General features: G+C 68.7%; 13 protein-coding genes. 5 read left to right on the forward strand and 8 right to left on the reverse strand.

Translation table 11 applies throughout. The features are described from left to right. Positions 1–22: 22 nt before the first annotated feature. From malF to AC07PR_RS07725, 3 genes are read right to left on the reverse strand one after another with little or no spacing between them, the layout of a single operon-like run. Positions 23–1,711, reverse strand: coding sequence for a maltose ABC transporter permease MalF (malF, locus tag AC07PR_RS07715; protein WP_483107140.1), 1,689 nt, complete (start codon positions 1,709–1,711; stop codon positions 23–25). Further along, positions 1,708–2,904, reverse strand: a complete 1,197-nt coding sequence (gene malE, locus AC07PR_RS07720) for a maltose/maltodextrin ABC transporter substrate-binding protein MalE (RefSeq protein WP_495134937.1) — start codon at positions 2,902–2,904, stop codon at positions 1,708–1,710. The genes malF and malE overlap by 4 nt, the downstream gene beginning before the upstream one ends. A gap of 53 nt (positions 2,905–2,957) precedes the next feature. Next, complete coding sequence (locus AC07PR_RS07725) at positions 2,958–4,058, reverse strand: ABC transporter ATP-binding protein (RefSeq protein WP_495134938.1); 1,101 nt, start codon at positions 4,056–4,058, stop codon at positions 2,958–2,960. 176 nt (positions 4,059–4,234) lie between these two features. Here AC07PR_RS07725 and glgX point away from each other — a divergent pair, with 176 nt between their 5' ends. The 4 genes from glgX (at position 4,235) to AC07PR_RS07745 (ending at position 9,772) form a co-directional block, all read left to right on the forward strand. Continuing rightward, on the forward strand, positions 4,235–6,436 hold the full coding sequence (gene glgX / locus AC07PR_RS07730; RefSeq protein ID WP_495134939.1) for a glycogen debranching protein GlgX: 2,202 nt from the start codon (positions 4,235–4,237) through the stop codon (positions 6,434–6,436). Continuing rightward, the gene (gene malQ, locus AC07PR_RS07735; protein ID WP_377153130.1) at positions 6,433–7,956 is read left to right on the forward strand and encodes a 4-alpha-glucanotransferase; all 1,524 of its coding nucleotides are present in this window, start codon (positions 6,433–6,435) and stop codon (positions 7,954–7,956) included. Before glgX ends, malQ begins: the two co-directional genes overlap by 4 nt. 156 nt (positions 7,957–8,112) lie before the next feature. Continuing rightward, on the forward strand, positions 8,113–9,315 hold the full coding sequence (locus tag AC07PR_RS07740) for a cation:proton antiporter (RefSeq protein WP_377153132.1): 1,203 nt from the start codon (positions 8,113–8,115) through the stop codon (positions 9,313–9,315). A gap of 46 nt (positions 9,316–9,361) precedes the next feature. Continuing rightward, positions 9,362–9,772, forward strand: coding sequence for a VOC family protein (locus AC07PR_RS07745; protein WP_483107136.1), 411 nt, complete (start codon positions 9,362–9,364; stop codon positions 9,770–9,772). Between the two features lie 79 nt (positions 9,773–9,851). Here the strand turns inward: AC07PR_RS07745 and AC07PR_RS07750 are convergent, their stop codons facing one another. The 5 genes from AC07PR_RS07750 to aat form a co-directional block, all read right to left on the reverse strand. Beyond that, positions 9,852–10,361, reverse strand: a complete 510-nt coding sequence (locus tag AC07PR_RS07750; protein WP_377153136.1) for a hypothetical protein — start codon at positions 10,359–10,361, stop codon at positions 9,852–9,854. Between the two features lie 254 nt (positions 10,362–10,615). Beyond that, positions 10,616–12,658 carry a glycosyl hydrolase family 18 protein gene (locus AC07PR_RS07755; protein ID WP_495134940.1) on the reverse strand — a complete coding sequence of 681 codons (2,043 nt, stop codon included), beginning with the start codon at positions 12,656–12,658 and terminating at the stop codon, positions 10,616–10,618. Between the two features lie 63 nt (positions 12,659–12,721). Further along, positions 12,722–15,343 carry a chitinase C-terminal domain-containing protein gene (locus AC07PR_RS07760; protein WP_495134941.1) on the reverse strand — a complete coding sequence of 874 codons (2,622 nt, stop codon included), beginning with the start codon at positions 15,341–15,343 and terminating at the stop codon, positions 12,722–12,724. Between the two features lie 684 nt (positions 15,344–16,027). Continuing rightward, positions 16,028–16,753: an arginyltransferase gene (locus AC07PR_RS07765; RefSeq protein WP_377153142.1), complete on the reverse strand. Its 726-nt coding sequence runs from the start codon at positions 16,751–16,753 to the stop codon at positions 16,028–16,030. A gap of 28 nt (positions 16,754–16,781) precedes the next feature. Beyond that, on the reverse strand, positions 16,782–17,552 hold the full coding sequence (aat, locus tag AC07PR_RS07770) for a leucyl/phenylalanyl-tRNA--protein transferase (protein ID WP_483109272.1): 771 nt from the start codon (positions 17,550–17,552) through the stop codon (positions 16,782–16,784). A gap of 58 nt (positions 17,553–17,610) precedes the next feature. On the opposite strand from aat, the gene AC07PR_RS07775 reads away from it, so the two are divergent. Further along, positions 17,611–18,003 (forward strand): ArsC family reductase, encoded by a 393-nt coding sequence (locus AC07PR_RS07775; protein ID WP_495134942.1) that lies wholly within the window; start codon positions 17,611–17,613, stop codon positions 18,001–18,003. The last annotated feature ends 3 nt before the right edge of the window (positions 18,004–18,006 follow it).

The following is an 18,006-nucleotide window of genomic DNA, read 5'->3' on the forward strand; positions in this document are numbered from 1 at the left end:
GTGTCCTTGTCCTTCGGCCGCGTCAGCGGTTGGCGTTGCGCATCAGGCGCAGGTTGAGCAGCGACATCCCCGCGACCAGCACGAAGATCAGCGTCGAGATGGCCGCGGCCAGGCCGAAGTCCGTGCCCGAATCGCGGAAGGCGATGCGGTACGTGTAGCTGACCAGGATGTCGGTCTGCCCCGCGGGGATCTTGGTGGACAGGTAATCCGGCCGCCCATCGGTCAGCAGCGCGATCAGCACGAAGTTGTTGAAGTTGAAGGCGAAGGCCGAGACCAGCAGCGGCGACAGCGGCTTGATGATCAGCGGCGCCGTGATCTTGAAGAAGTTGGTCAGCGGCCCCGCGCCCGCGAGCGCCGAGGCCTCGTACAGGTCCGAGGGGATCGCCTTCAGCAGCCCCGTGCACAGGATCATCACGTACGGATAGCCCAGCCACACGTTGACGATCAGCAGCATCGTCCGCGCCAGCGACGGGTCCGCGAACCACGCCGGCCGCACGCCGAAGAGCGCGTCCAGGATCGCGTTGATCTCGCCGAAGTTCTGGTTGAACAGGCCCTTGAACACGAGGATCGAGATGAAGCCCGGCACCGCGTAGGGCAGGAACAGCAGCGTGCGGTAGGTCGTGCGGTAGCGCAGGTCCTCCCAGTTCAGCAGCACCGCCAGCATCATGCCGATCGCCGTCGCGAAGACCACCGTCAGCAGCGAGAACACCACCGTCCAGCCGAAGATCGACAGGAAGGGACCGCGGAACTCCGCGTCGAACAGCATGCGCTTGTAGTTCTGCGCGCCGACCATGACCTTGTAGCCGGGCGCCAGGTGCGTGCCCGCCGCCGCGCCCTGGCCTTCGTAGTAGCCGGTGGTCGCGTCCGGGCGGAAGAGGGCGCCGTCGGCGACACGCTTCAAGCTGCCGTCGGACTGCTCCTCGAAGTGGGGGCGGATCGGGCCGAACTCGCGCAGGCCGAGGTAGCGCAGCGTCGAGGCGTCGCCCGCGCCGCCGGTGGCCGCCGTGCCGCCGCTTTCGCCGGGCAGCCGCAGACGCAGTTGCGCCAGCGCCTGGCGGTGCTCGACCAGTTCCTTCAGCGTGAGCGCGGTGCCCAGCGTCGCGTCCGCGGGTCCGGTCGCCTGCATCGCGACGTCGACCGGCTTCGTGCCCTGGCGCAGCGCCAGCGGCGGAGAGATGAATTGCGCCGTGCCGCTCGACGGGTCGCGCAGCACCACGCGGAAGTCGCTGCCGGCGCCGTGCACGCTGTAGTCGCGCACGGCCTCGAGCGCCGTGTCGTGCTGGTCGAGCAGGAACTCGCGCACGCGTTCCTGGCTCAGCAGGTGGGCCGACGAGTAGTTGGTGAAGCCGATCTGCGTCGTGTACGCGAGCGGGAACGCGATGAACAGCAGCATCCCGGCCACGCCGGGGAAGAGGTAGCGGTAGGCGAAGCCGGCCTTCGACAGATAGACCGCGAAGCCCGTGCCGAAGAGCAGCAGCACGCCCAGCGCCCAGCTCGTCAGCCCGGCCGCGTACAGCATGAAGACGAGGTACAGCGCCGCCAGCGCGATCACGGCCATCGTCGGCCAGTACAGCGCCTGGGTGATCCGGTCGAGCGCGCCGGGCGCCTGGCGCGTGTAGGCCTCGGACAGCGGCGAGCCGGGCAGGGCGGCGGCCCTGGAACTGGACAGGGCGCCTGACGGTGCCGGAGTCGATGCGGTCGTGGCGTTCATTGCTTCAGCAGCATCCGGCCCGACGCGCCGTCCAGCGCGTCCTTGGGGCTTTGCAGGCCGTTGGTGATCGCCTCCAGCGCCGCGTCCATCGCGGTCCAGAAACGTCCCACCTCGGGGATGTTGGGAATGGCCTCGCCGGCGCGCGCGTTCTCCATGCTCGCGCGGATCAGCGGGTTCACCGACAGCTGCTGGTAGAAGGCCTTGTTGGCCGGCACGCCGATCGGCACGTCGGCGTCGAGGACTTTCAGCGAGGCGGGGCGCATCAGATGATGCTCGATGAACTCGCGCGCGAGGTCCTTGTTCTTCGACGGCGCCGAGATCATGCAGCCCAGCACCCCGACGAAGGGCTTGGACGGCTTGCTCGCCACCACCGCCGGGATCGGCGCGACGCCGATGTCGATGCCGGCCTTGCGCGCGTTCTCCCAGGCCCAGGGGCCGGAGATCATCATCGCGACCTCGCCGCGCGCGAAGCCCGATTCCATCTCGGAGTAACGCGCGCCGCGCGGCATCACGCCCTCGGTGATCAGTCGCTCCAGCATTTGGCCCGCGGCCAGCGCGCCGTCGTTGTTGACCTTGACCTGGCGCGCATCGAAGTCGCCTTGCGCGTCACGTCCGAAGATGACGCCGCCGGCGCCCGCGAACATCGGCCAGGTGAAGAAGCTCTTGTTGTAGTCCCACAGGATCGCGTGCTTGCCGCGCTGGCGCAGCTGCTTGTCGACGGCGATCAGTTCATCCCAGGTCGCGGGCGGCTTGCTCACCAGTGCCTTGTTGTAGATCAGGCCGGTCGTCTCGATCGCGATCGGGTAGCCCCACAGGCGGCCCTGATAGCGGAAGGCCTGCCACGCGGCGGGCTCCACCTCATCCTGCAGCGCCTTGCGCGGCTGGACCGGCGTCAGCAGCCCGGCCTTGGCCCATTCGCCGACGCGATCGTGCGGCCAGCAGAAGACGTCCGGCCCCTTGCCGGCGCCCGCGGCCTGCGTGTATTTCTCGGGCGCGTCGACCGGGTGCTCGACGACGACCTTCACGCCGGACTCGCGTTCGAAGGCGTCGCCGACCTTCTGCAGCCCGTTGTAGGCCTTGTCGCCGTTGATCCAGACCAGCAGCTTCGGTGTGGTCTGCGCGGCGACCTTCTCGCAGCCGCCGAGCAGTGCGACCGCCGCCAGCGTGACGAGCGCGCCGCGCGCCACCGCCACGCGCCCGCCTGCACGAGAGGCAGGGCGGGTGAAGGACGCCGTGAAGGGCCGTGTCATTGCGCCGCCCCGAGCCGCTTGAACGCCAGGCCCTGTGCGTCGAAGAGATAGCAGAGGTCCGGCGGCAGGTGCAGCTGCAAGGTGTCGCCGGCGCGCACGCGCGTCCTGCCGTCGAATTCGCAGGTCAGCGCGTCCTCGACGCCCGGATAGGCGCAGTACGCATGCGTCACGCCGCCCAGCGATTCGACGAAGGTCACCGTGCTGGCGATCAGGTTGGCGTCGCCGCCGACCTCGAAGTGTTCCGGTCGCAGGCCCAGCGTGACCTTGTCGCCGGCCTTCGCGCGCGACGCGTCGACGCGCGTGCGGATCGTCGCGCCGTCGCCGAGCCGCAGCGTCGCGTGGTCGGCGCCGGCGCTCACCACCTCGGCCTCGATGAAGTTCATCTTCGGGCTGCCGATGAAACCGGCCACGAAGAGGTTGTCCGGATGCTCGTAGAGTTCCAGCGGCGTGCCGACCTGCTCGATGGTGCCGGCGCTCAGCACCACGATGCGGTCCGCCAGCGTCATCGCCTCGACCTGGTCGTGGGTGACGTAGACCATCGTGGTCTTCAGGTCCTCGTGCAGCTTCGCGAACTCGTAGCGCATGCGCACGCGCAGCGCGGCGTCGAGGTTGGACAGCGGCTCGTCGAAGAGGAAGACCTCGGGCTTGCGCACGATCGCGCGGCCGATGGCCACGCGCTGGCGCTGCCCGCCGGACAAGTCCTTGGGCTTGCGCTCCAGCAGGTGCTCGATGTGCAGGATGCGCGCGGCGTAGCGCACCGCGCGGTCGATCTCGTCCTTGGGCACCTTCGCCAGCTTCAACCCGAACGCCATGTTGTCGTACAGGTTCATGTGGGGGTAGAGCGCGTAGCTCTGGAACACCATCGCGATGCCGCGCTCGGCCGGCGGCACGTCGTTGACCAGGCGGCCGCCGATGCGCAGCTCGCCGCCTGTGATGTCCTCCAGGCCCGCGATCGTGCGCAGCAGCGTCGACTTGCCGCAGCCCGACGGACCGACGAAGACCATGAATTCACCGTCCCGGATCTCCAGGTCGATGCCATGCAGGATCTTGGTCTCGCCATAGGCCTTGGCCACGGCTTGCAGCTTCACATCCGCCACGGGGTGTCTCCTTGTTTGTAGAGAATATACATGCCAGACCAGCGATTCACAACGCGGACTCGCCCCGCGCTGAATCGATGAATCTCATTAAATCAACAGCTTGCGATTGAATTCGGGATTACCCGATGTAGTGAAACTACATTCCTGTGAACGCCTGAGAGATACTTCGAACCATGATGACCGTCTTCCCAGAGGCCTTGTCAGCGGGCCGCCATGAGCCGCTGGGCGCCACCGTCCGCGACGGGGGCGTCAACGTCGCGGTGTTCTCGGCCCACGCGACGGGCGTCGACCTGTGCCTCTATGACGAGACCGGGACTGTCGAGCTGAAACGGTATGCGCTGGACGAGCCGGTCGACGGCGTGTGGACCGGCTTCCTGCCCGGCGCGCGGGCGGGCCAACTCTACGGCCTGCGCGCGCACGGCCCGCACGCGCCGCGCGAGGGGCACCGCTTCAACGCCGGCAAGCTGCTGCTGGATCCCTACGCGCGCGAGATCGTCGGCGAGTTCCGCAACCTGCCCGAGGACCACGGTTATCCCTTCGGCCATCCGGACGGCCCGCTCGCGCTGGACGAGCGCGACAACGGCGCGACCGCGCTGAAGGCGCGTGTCGCCGCGCCGCCCGCCGGCCCGAGTCCGCGCGCCAATGCGCCGCGTCATGCGCCGCGCGACGTGGTGCTGTACGAGGTCCATGTGAAGGGCTTCTCGATGCGCCATCCGCAGATCCCGCAGGCGCTGCGAGGCAGCTATGCCGCGCTCGCGCATCCGGTGGCGATCGCGCACTTCAAGCGGCTCGGCGTGACCACGCTGTCTCTGCTGCCGGTGCAGTTCGCCGTCGACGAGCCGCATCTCTTCGGCACCGGCCTGCGCAACTACTGGGGCTACAACACGCTGGGCTTCTTCGCGCCCGATCCGCGGCTGGCCTCCGCCGCCGTGCGTCACGACCCGACGGCCGTCGCCGCCGAGTTCCGCGGGATGGTCCGGGCGCTGCACGAGGCCGGGCTGGAAGTCGTGCTCGACGTCGTCTACAACCACACGCCCGAGGGCAACGAGTGGGGGCCGACGCTGTCGCTGCGCGGGCTCGACCAGAAGAGCTACTACCGGCTGCAGGCCGACGATCCCTCGCGGATGGAGAACCTGACCGCCTGCGGCAACACCGTCAACGTCGAGCACCCGCGCGTCGCGCAGCTCGTGCTGGACTCGCTGCGCTTCTGGGTCGGCGAGATGGGCGTGGACGGCTTCCGCTTCGACCTCGCGCCGGTGCTGGGCCGCACGGCGGCGGGGCACGATCCGCAGGCGTCGTTCTACACGGCGCTGCGGCAGGATCCGCTGCTCTCCCAGGTGCATCTGATCGCCGAGCCCTGGGACGTCGGGCCGGACGGTTATCAGCTCGGACGATTCCCGGGCCGCTTCATGGAATGGAACGACAAATTCCGCGATGCGGCGCGTGGCTTCTGGCTCGGCCACGGGCCGGACGGTACGACGATCGGCCGCGCCGAATTCGCGCGGCGTTTCAGCGCGTCGGGCGATGTGTTCCATCCGCAAGGGCAGGGCGGCGAGCGGGCGGTACGTTCGCCGCTGGCCTCGATCAACTTCCTGGCGGTGCACGACGGCTACACGCTGAACGACCTCGTCAGCTACAGCCGCAAGCACAACCAGGCCAACGGCGAAGACAACCGCGATGGCCGCGACGGCGAGCTGTGCGGCAACTTCGGCGTGGAAGGGCCGACCGACGATCCCCACATCCGCGAGGCCCGTGAACGCGCCCGGCGCGCGATGCTCGCGACGCTGCTCCTGTCTCAGGGCACGCCGATGCTGTACTCGGGCGACGAGTTCGGCAACGGGCAGGGCGGCAACAACAACGCATACTGCCAGGACAACGAGATCGGCTGGCTGGACTGGCCGAACGCCGACGAGGCGCTGATCGCGTTCACCGCTGAACTCGCGCGGCTGCGCCGCACGCACCCTTTGCTTCGTCACGCGCGCTGGTTTGCCGAGCCGCAGGCCGATGAGACCGATAAGGCCGATGAGACCGAGGTCGCACCGTACACGGGCACAGGCGCGATTGACCGCCCGGCGTTGCGCTGGTTCCATCCCGATGGACATGCGATGCGCAATCCGGACTGGCGCGATGACGAAGCGCCGGCGCTCGCCGCGCTGCTGAGCGATGGCCGCGAGCGCCTGCTGCTGATCGCCAATCCCTCGGCGACGCCCAGCCGCTTCACGCTGCCGGCCGGCGCGTGGCGCCTGCTGCTGGACAGCAGCGGCGAACTCACGGCCGAACCCTTGGGCGACGATGCCTTCACCGCGCTCACGGCGCCCGCGCGCAGCCTGCTGCTGTGCATCGAGAATTCCGCAGAACCCCTCAGAGCGACACCATGACGATCGACCTCCACAAGCGCCAATCCGGCGTGCTGCTGCACGTCACATCGCTGCCCGGCCCGAACGGCGCCGGCGACTTCGGGCCCGGGGCCTACCACTTCGTCGACTGGTTGCAGTCGGCCGGCCAGTCGATCTGGCAGTGGCTGCCCAGCACCCCGATCGGCCCGGGCGAGAGTCCCTATCAGGGCGTGTCGGCCTTCGCCGGCAATCCGTGGCTGGTGGCCCTGGAGCCGCTGGTGGCCAAGGGCTGGCTCGCACAGCCGGTGCCGCCCGAAGGCGGCTTCGATGCGGCGCGCGTCGATTACGGCCGCGTGCTGCCGTGGCGCGAGCAGCAGCTGCGCGCCGCCGCGCAGGGCTTCTTCACGACGGGCGCGGCCACCGACCGCGCCGCTTATGAACTCTGGTGCGTGTCGCAGCGCGACTGGCTGCAGGACTACGCGCTGTTCATGGCGATCCGCTCGCGACGCGACGGGCAGGGCTGGTGGGACTGGCCGCGCGACCTGGCCGCGCGCGAGCCGCGCGCGCTCGTGGCCGCCCGCGAGCAGTACGCGGACGAGGTCGCGTTCTGGCAGTTCGTGCAATGGTGCTTCGACGTCCAGGTCGGCGCGCTGAAGGCCTACGCGAATGAACGCGGCGTCCACATCATGGGCGACCTGCCGATCTTCGTCGCCCACGACAGCGCCGATTGCTGGGCCCGTCCCGACCTGTACGAGTTCGACGAGCACTTCCAGCCCACCGTCGTCGCCGGCGTGCCGCCGGACGCGATGGCCGCGACCGGCCAGCGCTGGGGCAATCCGATGTACCGCTGGGACAAGATGGCCCACGAGCACTTCGCGTGGTGGACCGCGCGCGTCAAGCGCATGCTGAGCTCGGCGGACGTGTTCCGCATCGACCACTTCCGCGGCTTCGCGGCCTACTACGAGATTCCCGCCGACAGCCCCGACGCCACGCGCGGTGTCTGGAAGACCGGTCCGGGCAAGGCGCTGTTCGACGCGATCGCGAAGTCGCTGGGCCAACTGCCCATCGTGGCCGAAGACCTGGGATTCATCACGCCCGACGTGCATGAGCTGCGCGACGCGCTGGCCTATCCCGGGATGAAGATCCTCCAGTTCGGTTTCGGCGGCGACGGCGGGCACGAGTTCCTGCCGCACAACTGGCCGCGCGCGGCCGTCTGTTACACCGGCACGCACGACAACGACACGGTGCGCGGCTGGTGGAACCAGGCCAGCGCCCACGAACGCGCCTACGTCGCCGCCTACCTGGCCTGCGGCGACCACGACATCCACTGGGCCATGATCCGCGCCTGCGCGAATTCGGTGGCCAACGTGGCGGTCTATCCGCTGCAGGATGTGCTGGGCCTGGACAGCGCCCATCGCATGAACATCCCCGGCACCCTCGGCGGCAACTGGGAATGGCGCTTCACCTGGGACATGGTCGGCGCCGAGCCGGGCCGCGTGCTCGGCCTGATCGCCGCGACCAGCGGGAGAGCCCCTATTGCCGGCGCCGGGCTGCCGGAGTGAAATCCTCTGAAACCGCTTTCATGAGAGCCTAGGGAAAGCGAGGGCGGTGATTGCGGGGGCTTGACCCTCACAATCCAATTCCCGAGAGACAACGTTGTCATCGACTGCCTGGGCGCTGTGGCGCACCGGGCGGCGGACAGCGCAGAGGAGCCGCCGATGAGCACGACCGAGATCTTCCTGATCGCCATGGCGATCATCTTCACCGTCCCCTACCTGGTGTGGCGACTGGGGGGCACGGACTACTTCGCGCCGTTGGTCGTGGTGCAGATCATCACCGGCATCCTGCTCGGCCCGGGCGTGCTCGGCCGGGCCTTTCCCGAGTACTACCAGTTCGTCTTCAACCCGTCGGTCGTGCAGTCGCTCAACGGCGTGGCCTGGTGGGCGGTGATGCTGTTCGTGTGGATCGCCGGCATCGAGCTCGACCTGAAGAAGGCCTGGGCGCATCGCGTCGAGAGCGGCATCACCGCCGGCCTGGCGCTGGGCGTGCCGATGGCCTTCGGCTCGGCGGCCGCAGTGGTGCTGCTGGGCATGGGATCGCAGTGGATGGGCGCGCAGGCGCAGACCTGGCAGTTCATCGTCGGCGTCGGCATGGCGTGCGCGGTGACGGCCCTGCCCATCCTCATCCTGCTGATGGAGAAACTCGAGATCCTGCGCCAGCCGATCGGGCAGCGCATCCTCCGTTACGCCAGCCTGGACGACATCCTGATCTGGGCCGTGCTCGCGATCATCCTGATGGACTGGTCGCGGGTCGGCAAGCAGGTGTTGTTCCTGGCGGCATTCGCCATCGCGACCGTGCTGTTCCGGCGCCTGATGCGCGCCATTCCCGCGCGGGACCGCTGGTACGTGGGGCTGATCTGGCTGGCGGTGATCGCGTTCGGCGCGGACTGGTCGGGGCTGCACTACATGGTCGGGGCGTTCCTGGCCGGTGTCGTGATGGATGCCGAATGGTTCGACCAGGCGCAGATGGACGCGCTGCGCCATCACGTGCTGCTGGTGATCATGCCGGTCTTCTTCCTCAGCACGGGCCTGCGCACGCAGTGGGGACTGGAGGGCGGCGCGGTGTTCGCGGCGGCGGCGCTGCTGCTGGCGGCGTCGGTCAGCGGCAAGCTGCTGGGCACGCACGTGGCGGGGCGCATCCTGCGATGGGCGCCGGGCGAGGCCGGCATCATCGGCTGGCTGCTGCAGACCAAGGCGCTGATCATGATCATCTTTGCCAACGTGCTGCTGGACAAGCAGATCATCACCAGCGAGACCTTCACCGCGCTGCTGCTGATGGCCGTCGGGTCGACGATGCTGACGGTGCCCGTGGTGGCGCCGCGGCTGGCGCGGATCAAGGAGCTGGTGTTCCGCGCCAGTTGAGGAAGGCAGGCAGAATCCCGGCGTTGTCGCCTGACGGGAGTCTGCCTTGATCGATCACCTCGACCACCTGGTCCTCACGACCGCCCATGAGGCGGACTGCATCCGCTTCTATACCGAGGTGCTGGGCATGCGGCTGGAGAGCTTCGTCGGCGGCACGCCGCCGGTCACGCGCCAGGCCTTCCTCTTCGGCCAGCAGAAGATCAACCTGCATGTGAAGGGCCGGGAGTTCGAGCCGAAGGCGCACACGCCGGTGCCGGGCGCGCTGGACCTCTGCTTCATCGCGTCGATCCCGCTGGATCAGGTCATCGAACGCTTGAACGCGCTGCAGGTGGCCATCATCGAAGGGCCGGTGATGCGCACCGGCGCGACGGGAAAGATCCGCTCGGTCTACCTGCGGGATCCCGACCTCAACCTCATCGAGATCTCGGAACTGGCGGAACCCGCGCCGCGCTCCTGAAGCGCTTGGCGATTTCGGCGCTTTCGGCGCTCTCTGCGCTGTGGGCGTTCCCGGTGCAGGCCTTGCGGCTCGCGGCGCCTCAGTGGGCCATCATCGCCGCGTGCGCCAGGGTCGGCATGTGCGTCAGCATCGAGGCCGGCGGCACCATCGCGGCCTGGGCCGCGGCGCTGACGACCACCGCGGCCGTCGCCGACCACGGCAGTCCGACGCGGGCCTCGGCCAGCAGGCGGGCCGGCACCTCCATCAGGTGCGGGACGATGCTGAGGGACTCGTCCGCGCGGGCGAGCTCGATCTCCTGCGCCGACATGCCCACGAACACGTGCGCGAAGCCCTGCTCGATGGCATCCAGCGCCGCTTCCGTGGCGCGGCGCCAGCGCTTCACCGCGGCGACGTCGGCGCGGGACGCGGCTTCCGGGATGGACCACCGCGTGTCCCCGCCCGTCACCGCACGCGCGGCGTTGAACGCGTCCACCACGCCCGCCGGTCCGCCCAGGCGGGCGTCCAGCACCTGCATGGCGATGACGCACGCCAGCTCGCGCTGGTGATAGGGGACCATGACTCGTTCCAGGATGACTTCGTAGCGACGCATGACGGGTTCCTCGGTGGCTCGGCTGCTGAATGGGAAGGATGAGAATACTGGATGAACGTACAGTATTCAATCGCGATCCTTGGGGTAGCTGCCACGCGCTGGCAGGAGGAGCGCAGCAGGGGCCGCAGGAGGGAGAACAGCAGGACGGCCGGGGGAAGGCAGGACGAAAAAAGCCCCCGCGCGGAGGACCGCGCGGGGGCTCTTGGCACCCTGTCGGGGGGAGCGGCCGGGGCCGCTCCGGAGGGCTCCAGGCCTTACTTCAGGCCCGCGCCCATCGCCTTGGACAGCGAGGCCGTCGGATCGTCCCCCGAGAACTCCCAGAAGAACGCGCCGCCGAAGCCCTTGGACTTCACGTAGGCCATCTTGATGGCGATCGTGGCGGGCGTGTCGAAGCTCCAGAAGGTCGAGCCGTTGTAGATCCACTGCGCCTTGCTGACGTCGTCGATCCGGCTGGTGTAGCCCTGCAGGTTCTTCAGGACCTTGTAGTCCTCGTTGCCCGCCTCGTAGGTGCCGGGGGCCGGCGTGCCGCTCTGGTACAGGCCGTTGTTGACGTTGGGGACGTTGGTCCAGCCGCGGCCGTAGAAGCCGATGCCGACGTTCAGCTTCGAGGCCGGGACGCCCTTGTCCAGGAAGGCCTGCATCGCGTCGTTGGTGTTGTACTTCTTCACGTCACCGGTCGACGGATCGTTGGCCGGCGCGTACAGCGCCGAGTGGAACCCGGTGATCGTGTCCCAGCCGCCGTGGAAGTCGTACGTCATCACGTTGATGAAGTTCAGGTACGGATGGATCTGGTCCGGGTCATAGGCCCGCACCTTGTCCACGCCCGCGCCCGACGCGATCGACAGCAGCAGGCCCGGACGCACCGCGTCCAGCTGCTTGCGGAACTCGGCCAGCAGGCCGGTGAAGTTGGCGCGATCCTCGGCCGTGCCGCAGGCCAGGCCGCAGGCGTTCGGGTACTCCCAGTCGAGGTCGATGCCGTCGAACACGCCGGCCGCCGCGCCCGGGCCGCCCGCGCCGTCCGTCACCGGCACGTTGCCCTTGATGTAGGCGTCCACGCAGCTCTTGACGAAGTTGACCCGGTTCTCCGGACGCGCCGCGCTCGAGAAGCCGCGCGACCAGGTCCAGCCGCCCAGCGAGATCAGCACCTTGATCTTCGGATACTTGGCCTTGAGCTTCTTGAGCTGGTTCCAGCTGCCGCGCAGCGGCTGGTCCCAGGTGTCGGCCACGCCGTCGACGCTGAGGTCGGCGCCGTAGGACTTGCCGTAGTCGGCGAAGGCGTCGCCGCCTTCCCCGGTGGACTCGTTGCTCGGGATGATCTTGCCGACTTCGCAGACGTTGTTGCGGACGTTGCCGAACGCGTAGTTGATGTGCGTCAGGTTGGCCGCGGAGCCGCTCGTGTCGATGTTCTTGACGTGGTAGTTGCGGCCGTAGATGCCCCACTGCGCGAAGTAGCCCAGCAGCACCTTGTCGCCGGCGGTCTGCGTGTCGGTCTTCACCGTGATCGGCGCCGACGGCTGCGACGAGCCGGCCTGGTTGAAGGCCGAGACCGTGAAGGTGTAGTTCGTGTTGGCCGTCAGGTTGGTGACGCTGGCGCTGGTGGCCGCGCCCTGCGCGACCTGCGTCGAACCCTGGTTGACGCGGTACTGCACCGTGCAGTTCGGGCCCGCGGCGACGGCGTTCCAGGCCAGGTTGACGCTGGTGGCCGTCTTGGACGGCGAGCTCAGGCCCGAGGGCGTGGCCGGCGCCGCGGCGCAGGTGCCGTTGCTGGCGGTGCTGGTGAGCAGCGTGCTGCTCAGGCCGGAGACATTGCCCGCCTTGTCCTTCGCGCGGACCTGGTAGCTGTACGAGGTCCCCGCCGACAGGCCGGAGTCGGTGTAGCTGGTCGCCGTGGGCGACGCGATCAGGGAGCCGCCGCGCAGCAGCTCGTAGTTGTTGACGCCGCTGCCGGCGTCGGTGGACGCGCCCCAGCTCAGCGTGATGCTGCTGCTGGTGATGCCGCTGGAGGTCAGGCCCGAGGGCACGGTCGGCGGCGTGGTGTCGGTGCCGCCGCCGGTGCAGGCGCCCAGCGACTTCCACACGTCCCACTGGCCGGAGTGGGTGGCGGGCGCTTCGTTCTGCGTCCACCACTTGGCCTGGTAGGCGATGTTGTTCTGCTTGGCAAAGCTGTTGGAGGTGCCGGTGTAGATGCCGGACGCCGACCATTCGGGCACGTTGGTGCAGTCGTAGGCGTGCGCGGTGCCGGCGGCCATCGCGGCGGCCAGGGCGATGCCGCCGAGGCGGACCATCTGTCTCTTCATGTCGATCTCCTGTGGGTCAAAGGGTGGTGGTGGGGAGGTCCGGGAGGCCGGCGCCGATGTCGTTCATCGCGTGGCCGAAGTCTTGGCGGAGGTCTTCGCCGCCGCCGCCGCCGGTGCTGCGGCAGGCACCGCGCCGCGGCGCGCTTCCTGCGCCAGCGCATAGCTGCGGCCGTTCACGGTGACGGTCCAGTTGCTGGGCATCGTCGACGGCAGGAAGTAGTTGATCGTCAGCGTCACGCTGGCGCCGGGGGCCAGGCTTTGCCACGACGGCAGCTTGAAGCTGGCGCGGTGGAAGTCGTTCTTCAGCCCGCCGATGTTGTTGCCCGCGGGGTTCGAGCCGTTGCTGATCACCGTGAGGCCGAAACCGCTCTGGTCCGTCACCGTCGACGGGATCGCGGTGGGGACGTCGAACTGGAACTCCGTGCCGCCGGGCAGCGTCGTCGTGCTGTTGTTGGTCAGCGTGAGCTTGGGCGTGATCGGGTAGTTGCTGTCGCCGAGCGCGAAGCCGCCGAGCGCGTACGCGATGTCCAGCGTCTCCGCCGGCAGCGCCGCCGAGCTGAGGCGGTTGCCGTAGGCCGGTGCCGTCTTCAGCTTGTTGTAGAGCGCGCTCGTCAGCGTGTTGCCGATGAAGTACTCGTTGCGTGCCGTGTCGAAGGCGTAATCGCCGGCGAACTCCCAGAACATCACGCCGCCGATGCCGCGATCGGCCACGTACTGCGCCTTCACGCCGAGCGACTGCTCGTCCTCGGTGCTGATGAAGACCTTCTTCTGCGCGTTCCACAACCACGGTGCCACCAGCGTCGCGTCGTAGTTGCGGACGTAGGTGCCGGTCAGCTGGTCGGCCGGGTTCGTGGCCGGGTTCAGGCCGTAGGCGGCGAGGTAGCTGCCCGGGCGGCCCGACGCGAGGTTCATCGCATGCCACATCGGGTTGGAGCCGGCGGGCACTTCCTTGCTGGAGACGTCGAGGTCGTGCCAGAGGTTGTCGATGCCGACGGCGCCGTTGCCGCACTTCTGCACGGTGCCGCCGCCGGTGCCGGCGGGGCACTTGCTCTGGTCGGGCAGGGCCGCCTGGCCCCACAGGCCGTTGGTGCCGCCGGTCACGCCCTGCCAGCCGCGGGTGTAGTACGGCACGCCGATGTTGATGCGGCCGGCCGGCATCGCGCCGCGGAAGTAGTGGTAGGCCCAGTCGGTGTTGAGGTAGCCGATGCGCGCGTACTGCGTGGCGGTGTAGTAGCTCCACGCGGTGAGCTCGCCGTCCTTGCCGTCGTCATACAGCGCCGCGTTGGGACCGACGAATTGATTCCACGCCCCGTGCAGGTCGTAGCTCATGATGTTCACGTAGTCCAGGTACTGCGTGACCTGGAAGGCCTCCATCCCGCGCAGCAGGTAGGCGGAGGAAGGCGCCGCGATCGTGAGCAGGTAATGGCGCTGATCGGACTGGCTGGCCGCGTCGAGCTTCGCGCGCAGCGTGCGCATCAGCACGACGTAGTTCTTCATCAGCGCGCCGCGCCGCGCGTTGCTGATGGCGAAGTCCACCGGGTTGCCGGCGTTGTTCATGCTGGTCGGGTACTCGTAGTCGATGTCGACGCCGTCGAACCCGTACTGCCGCAGGAAGGCCACCGCCGAATCCGCGAACGCGTTGATGCCGGCCGTGTTGGTCGAGCCGTCCGCGTTCGTCGTCATCGTGTAGAAGCCGCCCGTCTCGGCCCAGCCGCCGACCGAGATCAGCGTCTTGACGTTGGGGTACTGCTTCTTGAACTTGTTGAGCAGGTTGAAGTGGCCCTTGTACGCATAGGCCGGGTCCATCTCCGCGCCCGCGATGCCGGGCCAGGTGAGGCCGGTGGCGGGGTTGGTCGCGTCGGCGGTGTTGCCGACGGAAAGCTTGTTGGCCGCGTCCACATGCGCGAACGCGTAGTTGATGTGCGTGACCTGACCCCACGGGATCTGGTGCGCCAGGAACGCGGGCTGACCGGTCTTGCCGGTGCGCCAGCTGGTGAAGTAGCCGATGATGCGGCGCGGCTTGTCCGCGCCCATCTTCTCGCGGCCCTGGTCGTCGTAGACCTTGCAGTAGGCGGGCGCCGTGCCGGCGGTGGTGGCGAGGCCCTCGGGGCGACAGCGCTCGTCGCCGGTGACCTGGCCCTGCACGGTGATGCGCAGCGCGGCGGTGTCGGTGGTCGCGCCCTTGTCGTCGGTGGCGCGGGCGGTGATGTCGGCCACGCCGGCACGCGCGGTCCAGCTCACGCTGAACGGCGCGGTGGTGTCCTCGGCGACCAGCGCGCCGTTGACGTAGAAGCCGACCTTGGCGACGGTGCCGTCGCTGTCCGCGGCCGTCGCGGCCAGCGTCACGGTGTCACCGGCGGTCGGCGAGGTGCCCGCGGTCGGCGCGCTCAACGCCACCGTCGGCGGCTTGTTCGTGCCGCCGCCGCCGTCGCAGGCGCCCAGCACCTTCCACACATCCCATTGCCCGGAGTTCGTCGCCGGCGGGTTGTTCTGCGTCCACCACTTGGCCTGGTAGGCGGTGCTGCTCTGCTTGACGATCGCATTGCCGCTGTACGCGGTGGCGACATTCCAATCGGCGACGCCGGTGCAGTCGTAGGCCATCGCCGAGGTGCCGGCGACGGCCAGCACCATCGGCATCAGCCACGGCAGCATCGGGTGGGGACGGGCGCAGGGACGTTGTCTCATCGGGGGGGCTCCTGACGGGTGGTCGTTATGGACGTCTTGCAGACGTCTTGTGGTCGTCTTCGCGAACTGCAGGGATGAGCGCCGCCGCGCCGGGCGACTGCGGACGCAGCGCGGCGGAAACGGTCAGGGCTCGGAAGAAAAAGCGCCGGTCGGTTCAACCGGCGAAGGCGGCGGCCGCTCGGGCCCGGCCGCCGGGGACCGGCCTCAGGCTGCTGTCAGGCCGGCCACTCGGGGGCGGCGGGGCGGATCAGCGGCGCCGCGGCCGGAACGGGTCCGGCGGCGCGGTCGGCGGTACGAAGAAAGGCGCGTGCAGAAGACATGGCAGTCACTCCCTGGCTTGTCGACGTGCGGTCCGCGGGCTGATCCCGGCGGACGGCGTGCGGTTTGCAACCGCGGCGTCTAGGAGACCAATACCGCTGCTGATCTCATAGTGGTATGCAATGTAGATACCACTAACGTCTGCATCATTCAGGTTAACCCTCAAGACCTGCGTAACGTGTCGTAATGATGTCGTCAAGGACGTGTATGGACGTCAATTCAGGCAAATCAAAGGGAAAACCGGTACGACCGGAGAGGTCGACAGGAAAAACCAGTGTGGGACCAATTCTTGCCACGCGCGGTCTCCCGACCCGCTGCCAGGGAGGCAAAGGGGGACGCGCCCGGGAGGCGCGACAGCGTCGGAACTCAGCGCTCGACGCGCGACCACAACCCGTCGCGCAGCAACTCGTGCGGCAGGAAGCGGGCCTTGTAGGCCATCTTGTCGCTCTGCGCGATCCAGTAGCCCAGGTAGAGGTGGGGCAGGCTCAGGTCGCGGGTCTGACGCAGCTGCCACAGCACGTTGTAGGTGCCGTAGCTGACGTTGGGCTCGGGCTCGTAGAAGGTGTAGACCGCCGACAGCCCGTCACCCAGGATGTCGAGGATGGAAACCATCTTCAGCGCGCCATCGGGCTCGCGGAACTCCACCAGCCGCGAGTTCACCCGGCTCTGCAGCAGGAACTGCGTGTACTGGTCGACGCTGTCGTGGTCCATGCCGCCGCCGCTGTGGCGGCCGGCCTGGTAGCGCAGGTAGAGCTGGTAGTGCTCGTCGCTGTAGCCCAGCCGCATGACGCGGGCCTGCAGCGCCTGGTGCTGCGTCCAGGCACGGCGCTGGCTGCGGTTGGGCTGGAAGTCCGCCACCGGGATGCGCATCGGCACGCAGGCCTTGCAGCCGTCGCAGTAGGGACGGTAAGTGAACATGCCGCTGCGCCGGAAGCCGGCGGCGACCAGGCTCGAATACGCGTCGGCGTGGATCAGATGGCTCGGCGTGGCGACCTGCGAGCGCGCCTGGCGGTCGCTGAGGTAGCTGCAGGGGTAGGGCGCAGTCGCGTAGAACTGCAGCTCGGCCAGCGGGAGTTCCTTGGGGTGCGTCACGGGCTCTGGGGCTCGGGGGCTTGGTGGCTCAGGGCGGGTCGTTCTGGGAGTCGCTCAAAGAGTCGCTCAGGCCCAGGTGGGCCCACAGGCGCGGATGATAGGACCAATCCCCGGGCGCAGGCAGGCCGGCGTGCGCGGCGAGGTGCGCCTCGAACGCCTCGCGGGTGACCGGCGCCGCGCCCAGCGAGGCGAGATGCGCCGTCTGCTGCTGGCAGTCGATCCAGGGGATGTCGAATTCCCGGCACAGGCAGATCAGCGCCGCGAGAGCGATCTTGGACGCGTCGGTCCTGCGCATGAACATCGATTCGCCGAAGAACATCCGGCCAAGGTTGACGCCATACAGGCCGCCGACCAGTTCGCCGTCCATCCAGGTCTCGACCGAATGCACCGTGCCTTCGCGCGCCAGCTGCAGGTAGGCCTGCTGCATCTCCGGCACGATCCAGGTGCCGTCCTGGCCGTCGCGCGAGGTGCTGGCGCAGGCCTTGAGCACGGTCTCGGCGGCGTGGTCGACGCGGATCTCGCAGCCCGGCGTGCGGATGAACTTCGCCACCGTCTTGCGCAGCGAGCGCGAGAGCTTGAAATCCTCCGTCCGCAGGACCATGCGCGGATCGGTGGTCCACCACAGGATGGGCTGGCCTTCCCCATACCAGGGGAAGATCCCCCGGGCGTAGGCCGCGCGCAGGCGGGCGGGCCTCAGGTCGCCGCCGGCCGCGAGCAGCCCCGGAGCGTCGCTGCGCGGCCCCAGCGCGCGGCGGGTCGGCGGGAAGTCCAGAGAGTCATCGTCGAGCCAGGGGATCATCCGCTTCATGGTAGCGTGCCGCCTTCGTTCCACGCCCGTCGGCGCCCCCCTCGTTCCCATGATCACCCTCTACGGCATCCCCAACTGCGACACCGTCAAGCGCGCTCGCGCCTGGCTCGACGAGCAGGGCCTCGCGTACCAGTTCCACGACTACAAGAAGCAGGGCGTGCCCGCGGCGAAGCTGCCGCAGTGGATGGCCGAGCTCGGCTGGGACAAGGTGCTGAACCGCGCCGGGACCACCTGGCGCAAGCTGGACGATGGCGCCAAGGCCGGCGTGACGGATGCGACCCGCGCCGCCGCGCTGATGGTCGAGCAGCCGAGCGTGATCAAGCGCCCGGTCGTCGAATGGAACGATGGCCGGCTGAGCCTGGGCTTCTCGCCCGAGCTGTTCGCGTCGCACGCTGCTGAAGCGGCGAAGACGGCGAAGACGGCGAAAACGGCGAAACGCTGATCG

The sequence above is a fragment of the Roseateles sp. GW821-FHT09H11 genome (genome assembly GCF_059415845.1).

Bases quoted from the DNA above. Each gene is read 5' to 3' on its own strand.
- aat (WP_483109272.1), bottom strand. From the start codon at position 17,552: ATGATCCCCTGGCTCGACGATGACTCTCTGGACTTCCCGCCGACCCGC.
- AC07PR_RS07760 (WP_495134941.1), bottom strand. From the start codon at position 15,343: ATGAGACAACGTCCCTGCGCCCGTCCCCACCCGATGCTGCCGTGGCTG.
- AC07PR_RS07750 (WP_377153136.1), bottom strand. From the start codon at position 10,361: ATGCGTCGCTACGAAGTCATCCTGGAACGAGTCATGGTCCCCTATCAC.
- AC07PR_RS07740 (WP_377153132.1), top strand. From the start codon at position 8,113: ATGAGCACGACCGAGATCTTCCTGATCGCCATGGCGATCATCTTCACC.
- malQ (WP_377153130.1), top strand. From the start codon at position 6,433: ATGACGATCGACCTCCACAAGCGCCAATCCGGCGTGCTGCTGCACGTC.
- malF (WP_483107140.1), bottom strand. From the start codon at position 1,711: ATGAACGCCACGACCGCATCGACTCCGGCACCGTCAGGCGCCCTGTCC.
- glgX (WP_495134939.1), top strand. From the start codon at position 4,235: ATGACCGTCTTCCCAGAGGCCTTGTCAGCGGGCCGCCATGAGCCGCTG.
- AC07PR_RS07775 (WP_495134942.1), top strand. From the start codon at position 17,611: ATGATCACCCTCTACGGCATCCCCAACTGCGACACCGTCAAGCGCGCT.
- AC07PR_RS07755 (WP_495134940.1), bottom strand. From the start codon at position 12,658: ATGAAGAGACAGATGGTCCGCCTCGGCGGCATCGCCCTGGCCGCCGCG.